At 75.5% G+C, this 19,362-nt stretch carries 17 protein-coding genes; 7 read left to right on the top strand and 10 right to left on the bottom strand.

Annotated features, from left to right (window positions below):
* Position 1: 1 nt before the first annotated feature.
* Positions 2-760 carry a DeoR/GlpR family DNA-binding transcription regulator gene (locus SNE206_RS18515; RefSeq protein WP_407914504.1) on the top strand — a complete coding sequence of 253 codons (759 nt, stop codon included), beginning with the start codon at positions 2-4 and terminating at the stop codon, positions 758-760.
* 61 nt (positions 761-821) lie between these two features.
* On the opposite strand, the gene SNE206_RS18510 is transcribed toward SNE206_RS18515, so the two are convergent.
* Genes SNE206_RS18510 through SNE206_RS18500 form a run of 3 tightly spaced genes read right to left on the bottom strand, consistent with a single transcriptional unit; the run spans position 822 to position 4,200 of the window.
* Complete coding sequence (locus SNE206_RS18510) at positions 822-1,556, bottom strand: succinate dehydrogenase/fumarate reductase iron-sulfur subunit (protein ID WP_405014780.1); 735 nt, start codon at positions 1,554-1,556, stop codon at positions 822-824.
* Positions 1,553-3,499 carry a fumarate reductase/succinate dehydrogenase flavoprotein subunit gene (locus SNE206_RS18505; RefSeq protein WP_407914503.1) on the bottom strand — a complete coding sequence of 649 codons (1,947 nt, stop codon included), beginning with the start codon at positions 3,497-3,499 and terminating at the stop codon, positions 1,553-1,555. The genes SNE206_RS18510 and SNE206_RS18505 overlap by 4 nt, the downstream gene beginning before the upstream one ends.
* Positions 3,496-4,200 carry a succinate dehydrogenase cytochrome b subunit gene (locus SNE206_RS18500; RefSeq protein ID WP_407914502.1) on the bottom strand — a complete coding sequence of 235 codons (705 nt, stop codon included), beginning with the start codon at positions 4,198-4,200 and terminating at the stop codon, positions 3,496-3,498. The genes SNE206_RS18505 and SNE206_RS18500 overlap by 4 nt, the downstream gene beginning before the upstream one ends.
* 97 nt (positions 4,201-4,297) lie before the next feature.
* Between SNE206_RS18500 and SNE206_RS18495 the strand changes: the two genes are divergently transcribed.
* From SNE206_RS18495 to SNE206_RS18480, 4 genes are all read left to right on the top strand, one after another.
* Complete coding sequence (locus SNE206_RS18495) at positions 4,298-5,236, top strand: LysR family transcriptional regulator (protein WP_407914501.1); 939 nt, start codon at positions 4,298-4,300, stop codon at positions 5,234-5,236.
* Positions 5,237-5,299: 63 nt separating this feature from the next.
* A complete protein-coding gene (locus SNE206_RS18490; protein WP_407914500.1) occupies positions 5,300-5,638 on the top strand; it encodes a DUF3040 domain-containing protein in 339 nt (112 codons plus the stop codon).
* A 309-nt stretch (positions 5,639-5,947) separates the two neighbouring features.
* Entirely contained in the window at positions 5,948-7,177 is a 1,230-nt protein-coding gene (locus SNE206_RS18485) for a hypothetical protein (RefSeq protein WP_407914499.1), read from the top strand.
* Positions 7,170-8,969 carry a dynamin family protein gene (locus tag SNE206_RS18480; RefSeq protein WP_407914498.1) on the top strand — a complete coding sequence of 600 codons (1,800 nt, stop codon included), beginning with the start codon at positions 7,170-7,172 and terminating at the stop codon, positions 8,967-8,969. Before SNE206_RS18485 ends, SNE206_RS18480 begins: the two co-directional genes overlap by 8 nt.
* Here SNE206_RS18480 and SNE206_RS18475 read toward each other — a convergent pair.
* Positions 8,963-9,289 (bottom strand): hypothetical protein, encoded by a 327-nt coding sequence (locus tag SNE206_RS18475; protein WP_407914497.1) that lies wholly within the window; start codon positions 9,287-9,289, stop codon positions 8,963-8,965. The genes SNE206_RS18480 and SNE206_RS18475 overlap by 7 nt on opposite strands.
* A 144-nt stretch (positions 9,290-9,433) precedes the next feature.
* Between SNE206_RS18475 and SNE206_RS18470 the strand changes: the two genes are divergently transcribed.
* Positions 9,434-11,044, top strand: a complete 1,611-nt coding sequence (locus SNE206_RS18470; RefSeq protein WP_407914496.1) for a phospholipase D family protein — start codon at positions 9,434-9,436, stop codon at positions 11,042-11,044.
* A 27-nt stretch (positions 11,045-11,071) separates the two neighbouring features.
* Here the strand turns inward: SNE206_RS18470 and SNE206_RS18465 are convergent, their stop codons facing one another.
* From SNE206_RS18465 to SNE206_RS18440, 6 genes are all read right to left on the bottom strand, one after another.
* Positions 11,072-11,776 carry a ribonuclease H gene (locus SNE206_RS18465; protein ID WP_407914495.1) on the bottom strand — a complete coding sequence of 235 codons (705 nt, stop codon included), beginning with the start codon at positions 11,774-11,776 and terminating at the stop codon, positions 11,072-11,074.
* Entirely contained in the window at positions 11,748-13,295 is a 1,548-nt protein-coding gene (locus tag SNE206_RS18460) for an amidase (protein ID WP_407914494.1), read from the bottom strand. The genes SNE206_RS18465 and SNE206_RS18460 overlap by 29 nt, the downstream gene beginning before the upstream one ends.
* Positions 13,292-14,707: a purine-cytosine permease family protein gene (locus tag SNE206_RS18455; protein WP_407914493.1), complete on the bottom strand. Its 1,416-nt coding sequence runs from the start codon at positions 14,705-14,707 to the stop codon at positions 13,292-13,294. Before SNE206_RS18455 ends, SNE206_RS18460 begins: the two co-directional genes overlap by 4 nt.
* 229 nt (positions 14,708-14,936) lie before the next feature.
* Positions 14,937-16,052 carry a bile acid:sodium symporter family protein gene (locus SNE206_RS18450; RefSeq protein WP_407914492.1) on the bottom strand — a complete coding sequence of 372 codons (1,116 nt, stop codon included), beginning with the start codon at positions 16,050-16,052 and terminating at the stop codon, positions 14,937-14,939.
* The gene (locus tag SNE206_RS18445; protein ID WP_407914491.1) at positions 16,049-17,359 is read right to left on the bottom strand and encodes an amidase family protein; all 1,311 of its coding nucleotides are present in this window, start codon (positions 17,357-17,359) and stop codon (positions 16,049-16,051) included. The genes SNE206_RS18450 and SNE206_RS18445 overlap by 4 nt, the downstream gene beginning before the upstream one ends.
* Positions 17,356-18,492: an acetamidase/formamidase family protein gene (locus SNE206_RS18440; RefSeq protein ID WP_407914490.1), complete on the bottom strand. Its 1,137-nt coding sequence runs from the start codon at positions 18,490-18,492 to the stop codon at positions 17,356-17,358. Before SNE206_RS18440 ends, SNE206_RS18445 begins: the two co-directional genes overlap by 4 nt.
* Positions 18,493-18,543: 51 nt before the next feature.
* On the opposite strand from SNE206_RS18440, the gene SNE206_RS18435 reads away from it, so the two are divergent.
* A complete protein-coding gene (locus SNE206_RS18435; protein ID WP_407914489.1) occupies positions 18,544-19,233 on the top strand; it encodes a GntR family transcriptional regulator in 690 nt (229 codons plus the stop codon).
* The last annotated feature ends 129 nt before the right edge of the window (positions 19,234-19,362 follow it).

The following is a 19,362-nucleotide window of genomic DNA, read 5'->3' as shown; positions in this document are numbered from 1 at the left end:
TATGGGGAGTGCAGAACGACTGCGGACGATCACCGAGGCCGTGCGCGCGGCCGGCACCGTCGGCGTGGCCGACCTCGCCGAACGCACCGGGGCGTCGGAGATGACCATCCGCCGCGACCTGGAGGCGCTGGCCGCCCAGGGCGTGCTGGAGCGCTACCGCGGCGGAGCCCGCAGCCTGCTGCTGCGCGGCGAGGAGCCGCCGTTCGCCCTGCGCACGCAGGACGGCGTGGAGGCCAAGCGCCGCATCGCCGCCGAGGTCGCCGCACTGATCGGCGACGGCGAGTCGGTGGTCCTCGACAGCGGCACCACCTGCCTGGAGGTCGCCCGCGCGTTCGAGCACCGGCGCCTCACCGTGATGCCGCTCTCGCTGCACGCCGTGAACGCGCTCACTGCGGCGCCGCAGATCTCCCTGCTCGTGCCCGGCGGCCGCCCGCGGCCGGGGGAGCTCGCCCTCACCGGGCCGCTGGCGGAGCAGTCGATCGCCTCCCTGCGCTTCGACACCGCCGTCGTCGGCTGCTGCGGCCTGAACGCCGCGCACGGGCTCACCGCCTACGACCTGGAGGACGCCGCCCTCAAGCGCGCCGCCATCGCCTCGGCCCGCCGGGTGATCGCCGTCGCGGACGGCGCGAAGCTCCACCGCACCGCCCTCGCCCTGGTGGCACCCGCGACCGCCCTCCACGTCGTCGTCACCGACGAGAACGCTTCCCGGGAGGAGACGGACGCCCTCGCGGCCGCCGGCGTCAGCGTCCACCGGGCCTGACCGTGACCGGGCCGTGCGACCGGGCCGTGCGACCGGGTCGTACGGCCCCGGGCCCGGCGGCTCAGCGCAGGCTGCGCAGGAACTCCCGGTTGAGGCTGCCGATCGCCGACAGCGGGATGCCCTTCGGGCAGGCGGTGGCGCACTCCCCCGTGTTGGTGCAGCCGCCGAAGTCCTCGGCGTCCATGGCGGCGACCATGCCGCGCACCCGGCTGCCGCGTTCGGGCGCGCCCTGCGGCAGCACGTTGAGGTGCACGACCTTGGCCGCGGTGAAGAGCATCGCCGAGCCGTTCGGACAGGCCGCGACGCACGCACCGCAGCCGATGCACGCGGCATGCTCGAAGGCGGTGTCCGCGGCCTCCTTGGGGACGGGCGTGGCGTGCGCCTCGGGCGCGCTGCCGGTCGGGGCGGTGACGTAGCCGCCCGCGCCGATCACCCGGTCCAGGGCGGAGCGGTCCACGACCAGGTCGCGGACGACCGGGAAGGCCGCGGCCCGCCACGGCTCGACGTCGACCGTCTCGCCGTCGCGGAAGTGCCGCATGTGCAACTGGCAGGTGGTGGTGGGCTGGGGGCCGTGCGCCCGGCCGTTGATGACCATGCCGCAGGCCCCGCAGATGCCCTCGCGGCAGTCGTGGTCGAAGGCCACCGGCTCCTCGCCGCGCAGGATGAGTTCCTCGTTGAGCGTGTCCAGCATCTCCAGGAACGACATGTCCGGGCTGATGTCGCGGACGTCGTACGCGGCGAAGCCGCCGGGTGCGTCCGGGCCGGCCTGGCGCCAGACCCGCAGGGTGAGGTTCATGCGTAGCTCCGCTGGGTGGGGTGGACGTGCTCGAATTCGAGCCGCTCGCGGTGCAGGACGGGCGCCGCTCCGGTGCCGGTGAACTCCCAGGCCGCCGCGTAGGAGAAGGCCTCGTCGTCGCGGAGCGCCTCGCCCTGCTCCGTGCGGCTCTCCTCGCGGAAGTGGCCGCCGCAGGATTCGGTGCGGTGCAGCGCGTCGAGGCACATGAGCTCGGCGAGTTCGAAGTAGTCGGCGACCCGGTTCGCCTTCTCCAGCGACTGGTTGAACGCGTCGCCGGTGCCGGGCACCGTCACCCGCCGCCAGAACTCCGCCCGCAGTTCGGGGATCCGCGCGAGGGCGCGGCGCAGCCCGGCGTCGGTGCGGGCCATCCCGCAGTCGTTCCAGAGCAGTTCGCCGAGCTCGCGGTGGAAGGACTCGGGGGTGCGGTCGCCGCGCACGGCGAGCAGCCGGGCGAGCCGGCCGGTGACGGCGCGCTCGGCCTCGGCCACGGCCGGGTGGTCGGCGGCGACCGGTTCGAGGCTCTGCCGGGCGAGGTGGTCGTTGACGGCGGGCGGCAGCACGAAGTACCCGTCCGCGAGGCCCTGCATGAGGGCGCTGGCGCCGAGCCGGTTGGCGCCGTGGTCGGAGAAGTTGGCCTCGCCGATCGCGAACAGGCCCGGGATCGTGGTCTGCAGGTCGTAGTCGACCCAGAGGCCGCCCATCGTGTAGTGCACGGCCGGGTAGATCCGCATCGGCACCCGGTACGGGTCCTCGGCGGTGATCCGCTCGTACATCTCGAAGAGGTTGCCGTACCGGGCGGAGACCGCGTCGCGGCCGAGCCGGGCGATCGCGTCGGCGAAGTCGAGGTAGACGCCCTGGCCGCCGGGGCCGACGCCGCGGCCCTCGTCGCAGACGGCCTTGGCGGCGCGGGAGGCGATGTCGCGGGGCACCAGGTTGCCGAACGACGGGTAGACGCGCTCCAGGTAGTAGTCGCGCTCGTCCTCGGGGATGTCGGCGGGCGGCCGGGTGTCGCCGGCGGCCTTCGGCACCCAGATGCGGCCGTCGTTGCGGAGCGACTCGCTCATCAGCGTCAGCTTCGCCTGGTGGTCGCCGGAGCGCGGGATGCACGTCGGGTGGATCTGGGTGAAGCAGGGGTTGGCGAACCAGGCGCCGCGCCGGTGGGCCCGCCAGATCGCGGTGGCGTTGGAGTTCTTGGCGTTGGTGGAGAGGTGGAAGACGTTGCCGTAGCCGCCGGTGGCGAGGACGACGGCGTCGGCGAGGTGGGTCGAGACCTCGCCGGTGACGAGGTCGCGGGCGACGATGCCGCGGGCGAGACCGTCGACGACCACCAGGTCGAGCATCTCGGTGCGCGGGTGCATCTCGACGGCGCCGGCGGCGATCTGCCGCGACAGCGCCTGGTAGGCGCCGAGCAGGAGCTGCTGGCCGGTCTGGCCGCGCGCGTAGAAGGTGCGCTGCACCTGCACGCCGCCGAACGAGCGGGTGTCGAGGAGCCCGCCGTACTCGCGGGCGAACGGCACGCCCTGCGCCACGCACTGGTCGATGATCTCGACCGAGATCTGGGCGAGGCGGTGCACGTTGGACTCGCGGGCGCGGAAGTCGCCGCCCTTGACGGTGTCGTAGAAGAGCCGGCGCACGCTGTCGCCGTCGTTGCGGTAGTTCTTGGCCGCGTTGATGCCGCCCTGCGCGGCGATGGAGTGCGCCCGGCGGGGGGAGTCCTGGAAGCAGAACTGCACGACGCGGTAGCCCTGTTCGGCGAGGGTGGCTCCTGCGGAGGCGCCGGCCAGACCGGTGCCGACGACGATCACCGTGTGCCGGCGCCGGTTGGCCGGGTTGACCAGCTTCGCCTCGAACCGCCGCTGATCCCAGCGCTGTTCGATCGGCCCGCCGGGTGTCCTGGTGTCGGCGACGGGCTCGCCGACGGTGTGGTCGAGGTAGGGGGTCACTGCACCGCTCCGATCATCACGGCGACCGGCACGGCGACGAAGCCGGCGGTCAGCACCAGCGCGAGCCCGTTGGCCGTCGCCTTCAACACCCGGTCGCGCCGCGGGTTGTTGAGCCCCAGGGTCTGGGCAGCGCTCCAGAATCCGTGCCGTACGTGCAGCCCGAGGGCGAGCATCGCGACGATGTAGATCCCGTCGCCGTACCAGGTGGAGAAGGACGCCACGATGTTCTGGTACGGGTGGCCCTCCTCGGCCCGCGGGTTCACCGTGAGCGTGGTGAGGTCGAGGATGTGCCAGACGAGGAAGAGCGCGAGGATCACGCCGCCCCAGCGCATCGTGCGGGTCGCGTAGCTCGACCGCGCCCGCCGGCGGGCGTACTTCTGCGGCCGTGCCGCCAGGTCGCGACGGCTCAGCTGGTAGGCGGCGACGCCGTGCGCCAGCACCGAGGCCAGCAGGACCACGCGGGCGATCCACAGGAACCAGGCGTGGCCGAGGAACGGCTGCCCGACGGTGCGCAGCCAAGCCGCGTAGCCGTTGATGTCGTCGGGTCCGAAGAAGACCTTCAGGTTCCCGAGCATGTGGGCCACCAGGTAGAGCAGCATCACGGCACCGCTGGCGGCCATCACCGCCTTCTTGCCGATCGTCGATCCCCACAGCGCCGCCACCGCGGGCTGCCGCCGATCCGTTCCACGCGCCAGAGCCATGACGACCACGGTAGGAAGCAGCCCCGGGCGGCGTCCAAGACATGGTCGGGCTCGTCACGATAGGGAGGGCCTATCGTGCGGGGCCTACGATGGCGCCATGCAGCTCCAGCAGCTCCGCTACTTCGCCGCCGTCGCGGACCTCCGCAACTTCACCCGCGCCGCCGAACGGCTGCACGTCGCCCAGCCGTCGCTGTCGCAGCAGATCCGCTCCCTGGAGCGGGAGCTGGGCGGTGAGCTGTTCCACCGCACCCGCGGCAACATCGCCCTCACCGACGCGGGCGAGGCGCTGCTGCCGCTCGCCCGGCGCATCCTCGCCGACACCGACAGCGCCCGCCTCGCCGTGCAGGAGACCGTCCAGCTGAGGCGCGGCCGGGTGCGGCTCGGCGCCCCGCCGAGCCTGTGCACCAGCCTCGTGCCGGACGTGCTCGGCGCCTTCCGCACCCGGCACCCCGCGGTGGACCTGCTGGTCCGTGAGGGCGGCTCCGGGGACCTCACCGCCGCCCTCGCCGCGGGCGAGCTCGACCTCGCCCTGCTCATCGACCCGCCGGGCGGCGAGGCGCCGGCCGGCCTCGCCGTCACCCCGCTGCTCCACGAGGACCTGGTGCTCGTCAGCGCGGCGCCGCTGCCCGGGGGCCGCATGCCGGTGGCCGCCCTGCGCGACCACCCGCTGGTGATGTTCCGCGAGGGGTACGCGCTGCGCGACAGCACCCTCGCCGCCTGCCGCGCGGAGGGGTTCGAGCCCCGCTTCGCCGTCGAGGGCGGCGAGATGGACGCGGTGCTCGGCTTCGTCCGGGCGGGCCTGGGGGCCGCGGTCGTACCGGCGATGGTCGCCGCCCGGTCCGGACTCTCGGCCGCCCGGTTCGGCGGGGCCGGACTCGGCCGCACCGTCTCGCTCGCCCACGGGCGCGACATCCCGCTGGGCCGGGCGGCGGAGCGGATGCGCGCCACCGTGCTCGACCAGGTGGCGGCCCTGGCCCAGGGCGGCGCCCTGCCGGACGGTACCCGGCTGCTCACCCCCGGCCACCAGGGGTGTTAGACCGTGCGTACACGGGCAGCACAGAGGGAGGGGGCCACTGCGGACACGCGCGGAGGTGGGACGGTGGACGGGCCCTCACTCTCGTGGCACGAACTCAAGCTGCTCCAGGAGATCGAGCGGGAGCTGCGCGCCGACACGGCGCTGGACCGCCGGCTCAGCACCATGCGCACCGGCCGGATCTCCGCGACGTACCACTCACTCGTACGGGGACCGGTCGCCGCGGTCGTCCTGCTGCTGGTGGGCTCCTTCGGCCTGCTGGCCCTGGGCGCGACCGTGCCGGCCGCCGCCGCGTGGACGGTCTTCGGGGCGGTCTGGCTGGCCGCCGCGATCGAGGTCGTGCTCGGCGTCCGGCGGCTCGCCGCACGCCACCACCACCGTCGCCCGGAGCCGCCGGGGGCGTGACCGCACGGACCGGGCGGGCCGGGCGGACCGCACCGGCTCTACAGGCCCCACAAGCACCAGGAACACCAGGACGGGCCCTGCGGGCGCCGGGCCGGGCGGGCGGGCGGACAGGACCGGCGGGCGGGCGATGGTCCGGCGCACGGAGTGACGGTCACGCCGAGGCGCACGCCGGAGCTACGGCGCCGTCCTGCACGCCCTGCACGCCCCCGCGCTCCGGGCGGGAGCGGGTGTGTCGGCCTCCGCCGCATGCGAGGGCGCCGCGGTGGAGAGAGAACTCCCTGTCGGCCGTCCGGAGTCCCAGGGGGGAACGTGGCCAGTCCAGCCGTGTCCATCGGTGTGGGGTCGGCGGCGCAAGCCGCCGCGTCCCTCGTCAACACCCACCGCCAGATCAACGCCGCCGCACGCGCGCGGGCCTCGCAGCAGGATTTCGACCGCGCCCAGGCCGAGGTGCGCTTCCACCGGGACCTCCAGCTGGAGGCCGTCCGGCACAAGCGCCTCGCCGACCTCGCCGACCTGGAGAGCCGCCTCCGGCGTGACACGGACCTCGCCGCGCTGCGCAGCCGCAAACTGTTCGACACCTACCCCGTCGAGGAGGGCCCGGGGCACCTGCGGGAGAGCCTGCGGCTGCTCTCCGCCGACCTGTCGACCCTGCCGCTCGTCGTCCTCCTGCCGACCTTCCACGGATCGCCCGAGGGGCACTGGGCAGGTCTGCGCGGCGCCCTCGTCGACGCCCTGCGCCGCCGGCTCGCGTCCGACGGCCTGATCGAACTCCAGGACTCGCTCAGGACGTTCGGCTGGCCGCACGCCGCGTTCTACTGGAACGACCTGTACGGCGTCCCGACGCTCGTGGTGCAGGTGCGCTACTTCCGCGACACCCTCGACGTGAGCCTCGGCGGCTGCCACCTGCACCCGGCCGCCGAGTCACCCGCGACCGGCCTGCGCAGCGTGCACCGGCACCGGGTCGGCCAGGCCGACCGGTGGACGGCCGAGGCGGTCGCGGAGCTCAACGCCGCGGCGGCGCCCGGCCACCGGCTGGCCGTCCCCGAGACGGACGCCGACCGGGTGCGGCTCGACATCGAGATCGCCGCCCGTGCGGTCACCGCGGTCGTCACCGCGGCCGTCGACGCGTACTACGTGGGCAGCGCCGCCCGTTACCACCAGCGGTTCGACGAGGCGGCGTCCGCGCTGGGGCCCGGGGCGCTCACCGACTGGCCGCCCGACCTCGGCATCCCGCTCGGCCAGGTCGCCGACCCGGCGTTCCACCTGCTCACCGTGGCCGGCCGGCAGGCGGCCCGCGGGCGTGCGGACGACGCCGTCGGCTCGCTGCGGCACTCGCTGGCGATCCTCGTGCACCCCGACTACGCCGTTGCCGGCCCGCCCTTCCCGCCGGTCGCCGAGGCCGCCGGCCCCCTCGCCGCCGCCGGCGGCGCCTACCGCGAGGCCCTGCGCACCGCACTCGACGCGACCGGGCGGGCCGTCGCCGGCGACCCGGCCGCGCACCGCGTGCTGACCGAGATGAGAGGAGTCATCGGTGGCTGAACTCCCTGCGATCACCGACCTGCTGGCCGCCCTGGACCGCCACGGCCGGCTGCTGCCCGTGCCGTCCGCGGAGCTGCGGACCGCGCTCGCCGCGGCACGCCGCGCCCGGGAGCGCAGCCACCTCGCCGTCGTCGGGCCGGAGGGCGCAGGCAAGTCGACCCTCGTCAACGCGCTCGTCGGCGCCGAGGTCGCGCCGGTCTCGGCCTACCTGCCGGGCACCGTCGCCCCGGTGCACGTGCTGGCCGGCGCGAGCCCGCAGCCGCGCTTCCGGATCGTGCACGCGGGCACCGCCGGCGCACCGGCGGAGACCGACACGGACCGACAGGAGTTCGACGGCTGGATGCTGCAGGACCACAACCGCGACAACCGCCGCCGGGTGCTGCGCGGCGAGGTGCGGGTGGCGTCCGGCCTGCTGGCCGACGGACTGCGGCTGGTCGACCTGCCGGGCGCCAACAGCGTGTCGGCGGAGGTCACCGCGCAGACCTCGGCCGACCTCGACGGCAGCGCGTTCACCGCCGTGCTCGTCACCTTCGGTCGGGTCAGCATCGCCGCCCTGTCGGACGTCCTGCGGCAGCTCGCCGCCAGCCCGCACGAGGTGCGGGTGGCCGCCGTCGTCTTCAACGAGGCGGCACCGCCGCCGTCGGAGCGGATGACCGACCATCTCACGATGCGGCGGCGGAGCATCGCGGAGTACCTCCTGCCCGCCGACCCGGACGGCACGCTCGGCGTCGCCTCCGCCGGGGTGTACGCCCTGCACCTGCCGTCGTTCCTCCCGGGCGCGGACGGGCCCGTCCCCGACGGACAGCAGGAGCAGTGGAAGGCCTTCCGCACGGAGATCGCCGAGCGGGTGCGCCGCAACGTGGCGGAGACCGCCGCGGCGGCCGCCCGGCACGCCGTGCCGCTCCTCGACGCGGCCCTCACCGACCGCGTGCGGCGGATCGACCGGGTGAGGGGCCGCACCGTCCCCGCGTCGGAGGGGACCGCACTCTCCGAGGAGCTGTTCACCGCCGCCTCGCGCCGCCTCGCCGCCGCCGAGGCGGACTCCCGTACGGCCGACTGGCGGGCGTTCGAACCGGACGCGCTGCGGCTCACCGCCAAGCTCCGCAGCAGGCTGGACGCCGTACGGCAGCGGATCGCCGCCAACCTGACGCTGCCCAAGCACGAGGCGACGAAGGTCGACGAGGAGATCCGCGGCCTGCTCACCGAGACCCAGGACGCACTGGCCGCCGCGGCCGGGCCGGGGTTCCACCGCCTCGCCGCCGGTCTGCTGGACATCACCGCGGAGACCCTCACCGCGTTCGACGCCCGTCTCCCCACCGGTGCCGCCCCGGCCCCCGGCTCCCCCGCCGCCGTCTCTTCGCTCAAGGTCGGTTCGTATTCGTACCAGAGCGCGGGGGACATCTTCAACGAGATCGGGGACGACGGCGTCTCCGGCTTCATCGTCGCCCTGCTGCCCACAACCTGGGGCGGGCTGATGGGATTCCACTACCTCGGCGGCGGACACCTCGGACACACCCTGCGCCTGCTGCGCGCGACCCGCAAGGAGATCGAGGGCAACCTCGCGCCGTCCGCCACCACCGGCTGCGCACCGACCTGGCTGGCCGCCCGCGGGTCGACGGTCACCGGCGCCAGGACCGAACTGCGGCGGCTGCTCTCGGCACGCGCCGCCCTCGTCACCGCACCGACCGCCGACGCCTCCGAACGGCTGGCCGCCGAGCGCCGGGGCATCGAGGCGGCCCGCCGCGACCTCGCGGCGCAGCGGGACCGCCTCGGCACCCCCGGGCGTCAGTAGTCGACGGAGAGGTCACCGCCCCACGAGGAGTGGTCGGTCGCGGTGCCGTCCTCGATCGTCCGGGTCTCCTCGTGGTGCACCTCTCCGGTGACGGACACGCGGCCGTCGCCGTCGGCCCCGTCCCAGGCGTCCGGGTAGTCGACGGTCAGCCCACCGCCCACCTCCTCCCGGTCGGTGCTGCTGCCGCCCCCGACGGTGTGCGTCTCCTCGACGTACGCCTCGCCGGACAGCGAGAAGCCGTCCGGCCGCTCCGCCTCGGCACCTGCCCAGCTGCCGCCCGACTCCGGCTGGTAGTCGTCCCAGTTCTCCGACCCGGCCATGGCCCACCCCTCCCGACGTACGGAACCTTCGGCACCGGCCTACCCCTGCGGCGCGTCCGGTACGCAGCGACCCGGCCCCGGACGGGCACGGCGCCCCGGACGGGGTAGACCCCCAGGGAGAGCTCCGATCCGAAGGACCACCCCGTGCACCCCGGCGACTGGCTGCTGACCCCCGACGAACGCGGCAACCCCGCGACCGGGATCGACGACGGCCGCCCCGACGGCACGGCCTGGTCCGACGGCAACCTCGTACGGCCGCTGGTGCACGGCGCCGCGTACTTCGCCGATCTCCTGGCCGCGGTGCGGCGGCTGCGCGCGGGCGACCTGCTGCTGTTCACCGACTGGCGCGGTGATCCGGACGAACGGCTCGCCGGGCCGGGCACCGAGGTCGGGGACGTGTTCGCGGCCGCCGCGGCGCGGGGTGTCACCGTCAAGGGGCTGGTGTGGCGCTCCCACCTCGACCGCCTGCGGTTCAGCGAACGCGAGAACCGCCACCTCGGCGAGGAGATCGAGGAGGCGGGCGGCGAGTGCCTGCTCGACATGCGGGTGCGCCCCGGCGGCGCGCACCACCAGAAGTTCGTCGTCCTGCGCCACCCCGGCCGCCCCGAGCACGACGTCGCGTTCGTCGGCGGCATCGACCTCTGCCACGGCCGGCGCGACGACGCCCGCCACCGCGGCGACCCGCAGGGCCGGCCGATCGCGGACGCCTACGGCCCGCACCCGCCCTGGCACGACGTGCAGCTCGCCGTCCGCGGCCCGGCGGTGGGCACCGTCGAGAGCTGCTTCCGGGAACGCTGGGACGACCCCGCCCCGCTGAGCCGCAGCCCGCTCATCCGGCTGCGCAGCCTCCTCCACCACGAGGACACCACCGCCGGAACGCTGCCGCCCCGGCTGCCCGACCCCCCGCCCTGCGGCCCGCACACCGTGCAGGTCCTGCGCACCTACCCGAACCGGCTGCTGCGCGGCCACCCGTTCGCGCCGGACGGCGAGCGCAGCATCGCCCGCAGCTACCTCAAGGCCCTGCCGCGCGCCCGTGCCCTCGTCCACCTGGAGGACCAGTACCTGTGGTCGCCGGAGGTGGTGTCCGGCTTCGCCCGCGCCCTGGCCACCGCCCCGCGGCTGCACCTCGTCGCGGTGATCCCCCCGGTGCCCGAGCAGGACGGCCGGCTGACCCTCCCGATGAACCTGATCGGCCGGATCACCGCCCTGGAGGAACTGCGCCGGGCCGGCGGCGACCGGGTCGCGGTGTACGGCGTCGAGAACCCCGCCGGCACCCCGGTGTACGTGCACGCCAAGGTCTGCATCGTCGACGACACGTGGGCCTCGGTCGGCTCCGACAACATCAACCTGCGGTCGTGGACGCACGACTCCGAGCTCAACTGCGCCGTCCTGGACGGCACCCCGGACGGCAGGGCGCCCGCCGACCCGGGCGGCCTCGGCGACGGGGCCCGCCGGTTCCCCCGGGAGCTCCGGCTGCAGCTCGCCCGGGAACACCTCGACGCCGCGGAGGACGCCGCGACCACGGCGGCGCTGTGCGACCCGGCGGGCGCGTTCCGGGCGTTCGCCGACTCCGCGGCCGCCCTCGACGCCTGGCACGAGGGCGGGCGGCGCGGTCCGCGGCCGCCGGGCCGCCTGCGCACCTACCACCCGCCGGAGCTGTCGCGGACGGCCACCGCGCTCGCCCGGCCGCTCGCCCGGCTGGTGGCCGACCCGGACGGGCGGCCCCGGCGGCTGCGGCGCCGCCGCACGTTCTGACCGCCTCCCCGGGAGGATCCGGGTGCCTCAGGCGTGCGCCGCCACGCACTCCGGGTGACCCCAGCCCGCGCCGACCTTGGTGATCGTGTCGCCCTTCGCGTACGGGCGGGCGCACGGGCAGGTGCCGGGGTAGCGCGCCGCCAGCGTGCGGGAGCGGCCCGCCCCGCCGCTCGCGGTGCCCGTGCGGGCGCCGCCCGACGCCGCCGCCGGACGGCGGGTGCTGCGCGCCTTCGGCGCCGTGACCGCGTCCGGCACCGGGAGGTCGGCCGCCGTACCGCCCGCCGCCTGCTGGGTGCGGGCCGCGTCGCTGGCGGCCTTGTCGGCGATCGCGTTCAGCGGGTCGCCGTCCACCTGGTGCGCGGCCACGTACACGAAGGTGACGTCGCGGCCCTCCAGCAGCGCGTCGATGCGCTGGATGAGCTCCTGGTTGGCCACGGGCTTGCCCGCGGCGGTCTTCCACCCGTTGCGCTTCCAGGCGGCCAGCCACTTGGTCACCGCGTCGCGGGTGTAGGTGCTGTCGAGGCGCACCTCCAGCGGCGCGGCGGGCGGCGTCGCGCCGAGCAGCTGCTCCAGCGCGGTCAGCTCGCCCACGTTGTTCGTGCTGTGCCCGAGCGGACCGGCCTGCCACTGCTGCGGCGCGCCCGCCGCGTCGGCGACCACGTACGCCCAGGCCGCCGGGCCCGGGTTGCCCTTGGCTGCTCCGTCACATGCTGCGATGACTCGTTCGACCATGCCCTCGATGATCCCAGACCCGGCGGCCTGCTCCGAACGGCTCCGGCGTGCCCGCCTGCGCGGCCGCCGGGTCGGGCCTGCGGTCCGCCCACGGTGCGGCGCGTTCGAAGGCCGCGGCGACGCGCAGCACGGTGGCGTCCGCGAGGTGGCGTCCGACGATCTGCAGGCCGACCGGAAGGCCGTCCCGCGTCCATCCGGCGGGGACGCTGACGGCCGGCTGGCCGGTGAGGCTCGCCGGGTAGTTGAAGCCGATCCAGGCGTTCTCCCCGACCTCCCGGCCGTCGGTCACCGTCGGGCCGGCGATGCCGACCGGGAACGGCGGCACGGCCGCGGTGGGGGTGACGAGCACGTCGTACCCGGCCATCAGCCGGGCCATCCGGTTCACGAGGGCCTTGCGCGCGATGTTCGCGTCGGTGAGCTGCTCGGCGGTCCACGGGCGGCGCATCCAGGCCACCAGGTGCGGGGACATCCGCGGCCCGTGCTCGTCGATCGTCCGGCGCAGGCCGCGCAGGTCGGTCTCGGCGACGACCAGGGCCTCGAAGGCCGCGGCCGGGTCGTCCCAGCCGGGTGTCACCTCCTCGACCCGGCAGCCGAGTCCGCGCTCCAGCACGGCCACCGCCGCGCCGGTGACGCGGCGCACCTCGGGGTCGACCGCGAGGTACCCGAGGTCGGGGCTCCAGGCGACCCGCAGGCCCGCGACGCCGTCCGCCGCGCCCCGGCGGGCGGCGTCCTGCCAGTCGACGTCACCGCACGGGATGGAGTGCCGGTCCCGCGGGTCGGGCCCGGCGAGCACGGAGAGCATCAGCGCCGCGTCGGCGACGGTGCGGGTGAGCGGGCCGATGTGCTCCAGGCTCTCCCAGCCGGAGACGCCGGGCAGCCGCTCGTCCCGGCAGCCCGGGTAGACCGGGATCCGGCCCATCGACGCCTTGAAGCCGACCAGGCCGCAGTGGGCGGCGGGCACCCGTACCGAGCAGCCCCCGTCGCTGCCGAGCGCGACCGGGCCGAGGCCGGCGGCGACCGCCGCGGCGGATCCGGCGCTCGAACCGCCCGGTGTCAGCGCGGTGTTCCAGGGGTTGCGGGTGGGCGGGAAGAGCGGGTTGTGGCCGACGGCGCTGTAGCCGAACTCCGTCGTGTTGGTCTTGCCGAGCAGCACCGCCCCGGCCGCCGCGGACCGTTCGACGACGATGTCGTCCTCGTCGGGCACGTGGTCGGCGTGCACCACCGAACCCGACGTGGTGCGCACCCCCGCGGTGGAGAGCAGGTCCTTCACGCCGATCGGCACCCCGGCGAGCGGACCGGTCGGCCGGCCGTGCACCAGGTCGTCGGCGAGCCGGCGGGCGCGCTCCCGGGCGATCCCGGGAGTCGGGGTGCAGAACGCGCCCAGCAGCGGGTCGAGTTCGGCGGTGCGGTCGAGCACGGCGTCCACGATCTCGACCGGCGAGAGGGTGCGGTGCCGCACCTGCGCGACCAGGTCGGTGGCGGACAGGAAGCAGATCTCGTCCCGGGCGGCGCGGTTCACCGGCCCTCCCCCGCCACCGGCACGGCCACCAGGGCCGGGCCCTGCACCGACCCCTGCGGCGCTCCCTGCGGCGTTCCCTTCACGGGCGGTTGCTCCGCGACCGGACGGCGGAGCAGCGCGAGCCCCGCGTACGCGGCGGCGGCGACGGCGATCCCGACGAGTGCGTCGACGGAGCCCGGCGCCAGCGCGTGCACCAGCGCGGCCGCACCCGCACCGGCCGCCCAGGCGGCGAGGGCCGACACGCGGAAGGCCTCCACGGGCCGCCCGGCCGCACGCCACCGCGGCATCAGATGGTCGACGATCAGCACCGCACCGATCGGGGGCACCACGATGCCGAGCAGCGACAGCCACTCCACGATCGAGCTCCACACCCCGGTCAGGGCGACGGCCAGGCCCACCGCCCCGAGGACGAGCGCGAGCGTACGCATCCGGGCCCGGGTGACGCCCGACCAGCCGACGGCACCGTTGTAGAGGCAGTGCGCGGCGACGGAGCCGAGGTTGGTGAGGACGAACAGCACCGCGATCCCGGTGAGCAGCGCGCCGTGCCCGGTCAGCAGACCGAGGAACGCGCCGCCGTCGTGCGCGGGGTCCGCGGCGCCGCCGACCGCGACGACGAGCCCGCCGACCAGGTAGGCCGCCGTGTTGGCGAAGGGGAACGCGGCAGCGGTGGCGGCGACGGCCGACCGTCCGTCACGGGCCCACCGGGTGAAGTCGGCCGTCATCGTGCCGGAGTCCGCGAACCCCGCGATCACGATGCTGACGGCCGCCCAGAACGGCAGGGCGCGCCCCTCACCGCCGTACGCCAGCGCGGTGGAGAGCGAGGCGCCGTCGCGGGTGCCGAAGTACAGCGCGACCGCCCCCAGGACGAGGAACAGCGGCGTGCCGATCAGCCCGATCAGCGACAGCGCCCTGATGCCGGCCACCGCGGCCGCCGTGTAGAGGAGGCAGCCCAGCAGCGCACCCCAGGCGGGCGCCCAGCCGAACAGCTCGTGGAACGTGCTGCCGGTGAGGCCGATCTGGTACGAGAACCAGCCGATCACCACGGTGGAGAGGAAGCCCACCACCAGGGCCCGGCCGCGGTGTCCGAAGGTGGTGAGCGACTGCAGCGAGAAGTTGTCGCCCGTCCGGCCGGAGAGGTGGGCGAGCGTGCCGACGTAGCCGAGGAGCACGAGGTTGCCGACGAGGACGGCGAGCATGCCGCGCAGCGTGCCGAGGTTGTAGACAATCAGCCCGCCGAACACGGCGTTGCCCAGGCACATGGGGAATCCACCCCAGACCGCGGCGACGGAGAGCAGGCTGCGGCGGGCCTCGGGCGGCACGGGCCGGTGCTCGTACTCGTCCGTCGCGCCGCCGTCCGGGATGGTGTCCGGGGCGGTGTCCGGGGCGGTGTCGGGTGCGGCGTCCGGTCTCATCGGTCTCCTCGGTCCAGGCGATCCCGCTTTTGTATACGAAATCGCGGTGCGCCCGACCGTAGGTCCGCCGGATTGCCTGGACCGTTCCGCCGTGTAACACCGGCGTATCGGACCCCTCACGGCCCGCGCCCTGCCCTGTGGAACACGTCGCACCGGGCCCGGGAACCGGCATGATCCCCACCCGAGGGGACGAACCGCGGAGGCCGCGGGCCTGCCGGCGACCGCACGGTCACACGGTCACGCCGGAGCTGCCGGCGCGCTCCTCGACGACGGCGCCCGACCCGACACCCGACCCGGCGCCCGACCCGGCGCCCGACCCGGCGCCCGACCCGGCGCCCGCCGCACCGGCTGCTGCCGCGGGCCCGCTCCCGTCCGGGTGTTCCGCCGCCGCCCAGCGGCGGGCGAGCACCGTGCAGGCCATCAGCTGCAGTTGGTGGAAGAGCATCAGCGGAAGGGCGATCAGGCCGAGATCGGTGGGCGTGAACAGCACTGCGGCCATGGGCAGTCCGCTCGCGAGGCTCTTCTTCGAACCGCAGAAGACGACGGTGATGCGGTCGGCACGCGAGAAGCCGAGAGCCCGTGCGCTCCGGTCGGTGACGATCAGGGCGGCGGCCAGCAGCAGTGCGCAGACGGCCAGGAGGAGTCCGATCCGGCCCGGCGAGGTCGTGTGCCAGACGCCGGCGACCATGCCCTCGCTGAAGGCGCCGTAGATGACGACGAGGATGGATCCACGGTCCACGGCGGTCACGACCGGCTTGTGCGCGGCGATCCACGACGCCGTCCAGCGGCGGGAGAGCTGGCCGAGGAGGAACGGCAGCAGCAGCTGGAGGACGAGGGTCAGCACCGCTCCCGCGTCGAGCCGCACCGCACCCGCGCCGCCGAGCAGCGCGGAGGCCAGCAGCGGGGTGGCGACGATGCCGAGCAGGCTGGAGAAGGACGCGGCGCAGACCGCGCCCGCGGTGTTGCCGCCCGCGATCGCGGTGAAGGCGATCGACGACTGCACCGTGGAGGGCAGCAGCGAGAGGAAGAGCACGCCGCGGGCGAGTTCGGGCCCCAGCAGGGGCGACGCGAGGGCCTGCGCGGCCAGGCCGAGCAGCGGGAGGACGACGAACGTGGCGGCCAGGATGGTCAGGTGGAGCCGCCAGTGGGTGGCGCCCTCCAGTGCGGCGCGGGGCGAGAGCCGGGCGCCGTAGAGGAAGAACAGCAGGCCGACGAGCCCGGTGGTGGTGTCGGCGAGGCCGTGGGCGGCAGCCCCGCGGGCCGGCAGCAGGACGGCGAGGCCGACGGTGGCGAGGATGGCCAGCAGATAGGGGTCGATGCCGAGGCGTGCGGTGATGCTTTTCATCGGGGGCCTTTCGCTGTGGTGCCGTCCGGAGGCGGCCCGCCGGCCGGTCCCGCACCGGTCGGCGGGTCGAGCGCGGCGAGCAGGTCGAGCAGGTGTTCGTCGGAGCCGGGGGCGGCGACGAGGCAGAGCCCGAGCGGGGCGCCGTCGAGGCGGGCGACGGGGAGGCAGAGGGCGGGTGCGCCCGCGGCGGAGGCGAGGCAGGTGAGCAGCACGGTGGCGGTCCGGCGGTCCGGCGCGGGCGGCGCGGCGGGAGCGGCGCCGCCGCCGGTGAGCAGCGGTGCCGGGCCGGGTGCGGCGGGGAGCAGCAGCAGGTCGCCGTCGTGGAGGAGTTCGAGCAGCGGCGCGATGTCGGCGGCCAGGTCGGCCCTGGCCTGTGCCGCCCGGTCCGCCGTGACCTCGGCGGCGGCGGCGAAGCGGGCGCCGACGCCGGGCCCGAACTCCGGTTGCCGTGCGGTGATCCAGGCGCCGTGCGCGGCCCACGCCTCGGCCGCCTGGACGGTGGAGAACGCCTCGCGGGTGCGGTCCCAGCCCGGTGAGGCCGCTGCCCGGAACGTCCGCCGGTCGGTGGGGGCCAGGTGGGCGAGCGCGGCCACCGGCCCGGCGAGCGCGGCGGTGACGGCGTCGCCGGCGCGGGCCCACAGGTCGTCGGGCACCAGCAGCCGGCGTACGGGCCGGGGGGTGCGCGGGTGCTGCTGCTCCGGGCCGGTGCCGAGGAGCGCCCGCAGGCCGGCGTCGAGCACGGCGGGGTCGCGGGCGAGCAGGCCGGGCACGTCGAAGGACGGTGCGAGCGGCACGATCCCGGCGCGGGGTGCCCGCCGGTGGGTGGGCCGGAAGCCGTACAGGCCGCAGTAGGAGGCGGGGACGCGGACGGATCCGGCCGTGTCGGTGCCGAGACCGAGGTCGGCGGCGCCTGCGGCCACGGCGGCGGCCGTGCCGCTGGAGGAGCCGCCGCAGACCCGGCCGGGCGCGGCGGGGTTGGGCACGGCGCCGTAGTGGGCGTTGGTGCCGCCGAGGCTGTAGGCGAGCTCGTCGGTGTGGGTCTTGCCGACGAACGCCGCCCCGGCGGCGCGCAGCCTGGCCACGGCCTCGGCGTCCCGCTCGGCGGCCGGGTGGGTGAGGAGCCGGAGCGGGTGGCCTGCGCCGGTGGGGAGCCCGGCGACGTCGACGACGTCCTTGACCGCGAGCCGGACACCGGCGAGCGGGCCGTCCGGCGCGGTCGGGGCCGGGTCGGACGGCGACGGGTCGGGCGTCGACGGGTCGGGCGGCGCGGGGAGCCACTCCACGAACGGGCCGGGACGGGTCGTCATGCCGTGTCTCCCTCACTGCGGGCGGTGTCGGTGCCGCCGGGCCCGAGGCCGGCGAGGTCGGCCTTGGGCAGGACGAAGTGGACGCCCTTGACGCGGTCGACGACCTGGGAGATCCGAACGTCGCACGCGGCGCTGAGGTAGGCGAGCGCGACGGCGGGCGGGAGGCCGTGCCGGGCGCGGAGGAAGGCGACGGCGTTGCGGGTGGCCTGCCGGACGGCCGTGTCGAGGTCGGGGTCCAGGCCGAGCACGAGGTGGGCGTCGGCCGTCTCCGCGAAGGGCAGGGCGAGGTCGGCGGCGAGCCGCCGGACGGCCTCGTCGCGGTGCACGGTGAGCCGCAGGGTCGCGCGCAGCGGCGCCTCGAAGGCGGTGAGCGAGACCTCGCCGTCGCCCTGGGAGAAGTGCGGGTCGCCGGTGTAGAAGAGGGCGCCGTCGGCCTGCACGGGCAGGTACAGCCGGGCGCCCTCGGTGAGCATGCGGATGTCCAGGTTGCCGCCGTGGGGGCCGGGCGGCACGGAGTCGTGCGGCCGGTCGCCGGCGGTGGCGACCCCCAGGATGCCGAGGAACGGGGCGAGCGGGAAGCGCAGGTGCCGGCCGTCGCCGGTGGGCAGGAGGCCGCGGCCGTCCTCGTCGACGTGGGCGACCAGGCTGACGGTGGGTGCGGGCTGCCCGGCGGGCCAGCCGTGCGGGGGTATCGGGTGTTCGCCGGCGAGGGCGCCGCGCCCGTGCCGGTTGCTGATCACGCCGTAGGGGGCGCGGCGCAGCAGGCTCAGCACCTCGACCTCCAGGACGTCGCCGGGGCGGGCGCCACGGACGGCGACCGGTCCGGTGACGATGTGCGGGCCGGTGACGTCGGGGCGGTGGGTGAGGGCGGCCGCGATGTCGCGGGCGTCGGAGAGCAGGTGGCCGGGGGCGATGCCGGCCGCGCCGAAGAAGGCGGCGGGGTCACCGCCCTGGTCGGCCAGCAGGCCCTCGTGGCTGACGGTGTCGAAGCAGACCGTCGAGCCGGAGTCGACCGTGAGGACGGGCCGGTCGGCCGCGGTGGGCAGCAAGCCCCAGGAGACGGTGTCGGGGGTGGAGCGCAGGTACGCGTCGCCGTGGATCGGGCCGGTGCCGGGTTGTAGTACGTTCGCCACGCCAAGCTCTTTCGCCGAAGGAGCGGCGATTGTATCCAATCGAGGATGATCATGGGTGACGAGGCTGGACAGTCCGCGTCGGACCGGGGGCGGGTGTCGCCGCAGGCGGTCGTCAGGGCGATCCGCGAGGACCTGATCCGGGGGGTCCACCGGCCCGGCCAGCGGCTCACCGAGGAGGCGATGGCCGCCCGGTACGGCGTCTCACGGGTGCCGGTGCGCGAGGCCCTGCGCGCACTGGAGGCGGAAGGCTTCCTGGTGAGCCGGCCCTACGCGGGCATCGCCGTGGTGGAGCTGAGCGACGACGAGGCGGAGGACCTGCTGGAGATCCGCGGCCTGCTGGAGCCGCTGGGTGCGGGCCGGGCGGCGCTGCGCCGGACACCCGAGCAGGTGGGACGGATGAAGGAACTGGTCTCGCTCGGCCTGGAGGCGGCCGAGGACGGCCGGCTGGAGGAGCTGGCCCGGCTCAACAGCCGTCTGCACGAGGTGATCGCGACGGCCTCCGGCAGCCGCACGCTCAGCCAGCTGGTGACCCAGCTCAGCCACAAGATCGCCTGGGTGTACGCGGCCGAACTCCCGCGCCGGGCCGTCGACTCCTGGCGGGAGCACGCGGAGATCGTGGCCGCGATCGAGGACGCCGACCAGGACCGCGCCCGTGACCTGGTCGCCCGTCACATCGTGAAGGCGCAGTCCGCGTACCGGCGCCGCGAGCCGGGCACGGCGGCCGCGGACGGACCGGCGTAGGACCCGTCCCGCCCGACGGCCTCCCGCCGGCCGGCGCACCGAAACACGGGCGTTTCCGGAGAAGCGTTTTCGCGCAACAAACGACTTGTATACAACCGGTGGACAAGATCGGCGGCGCCCCCGGAGGAC

This window comes from Kitasatospora sp. NE20-6 (genome assembly GCF_045862635.1).
This window is presented reverse-complemented; position numbering and strand designations above follow the sequence as displayed.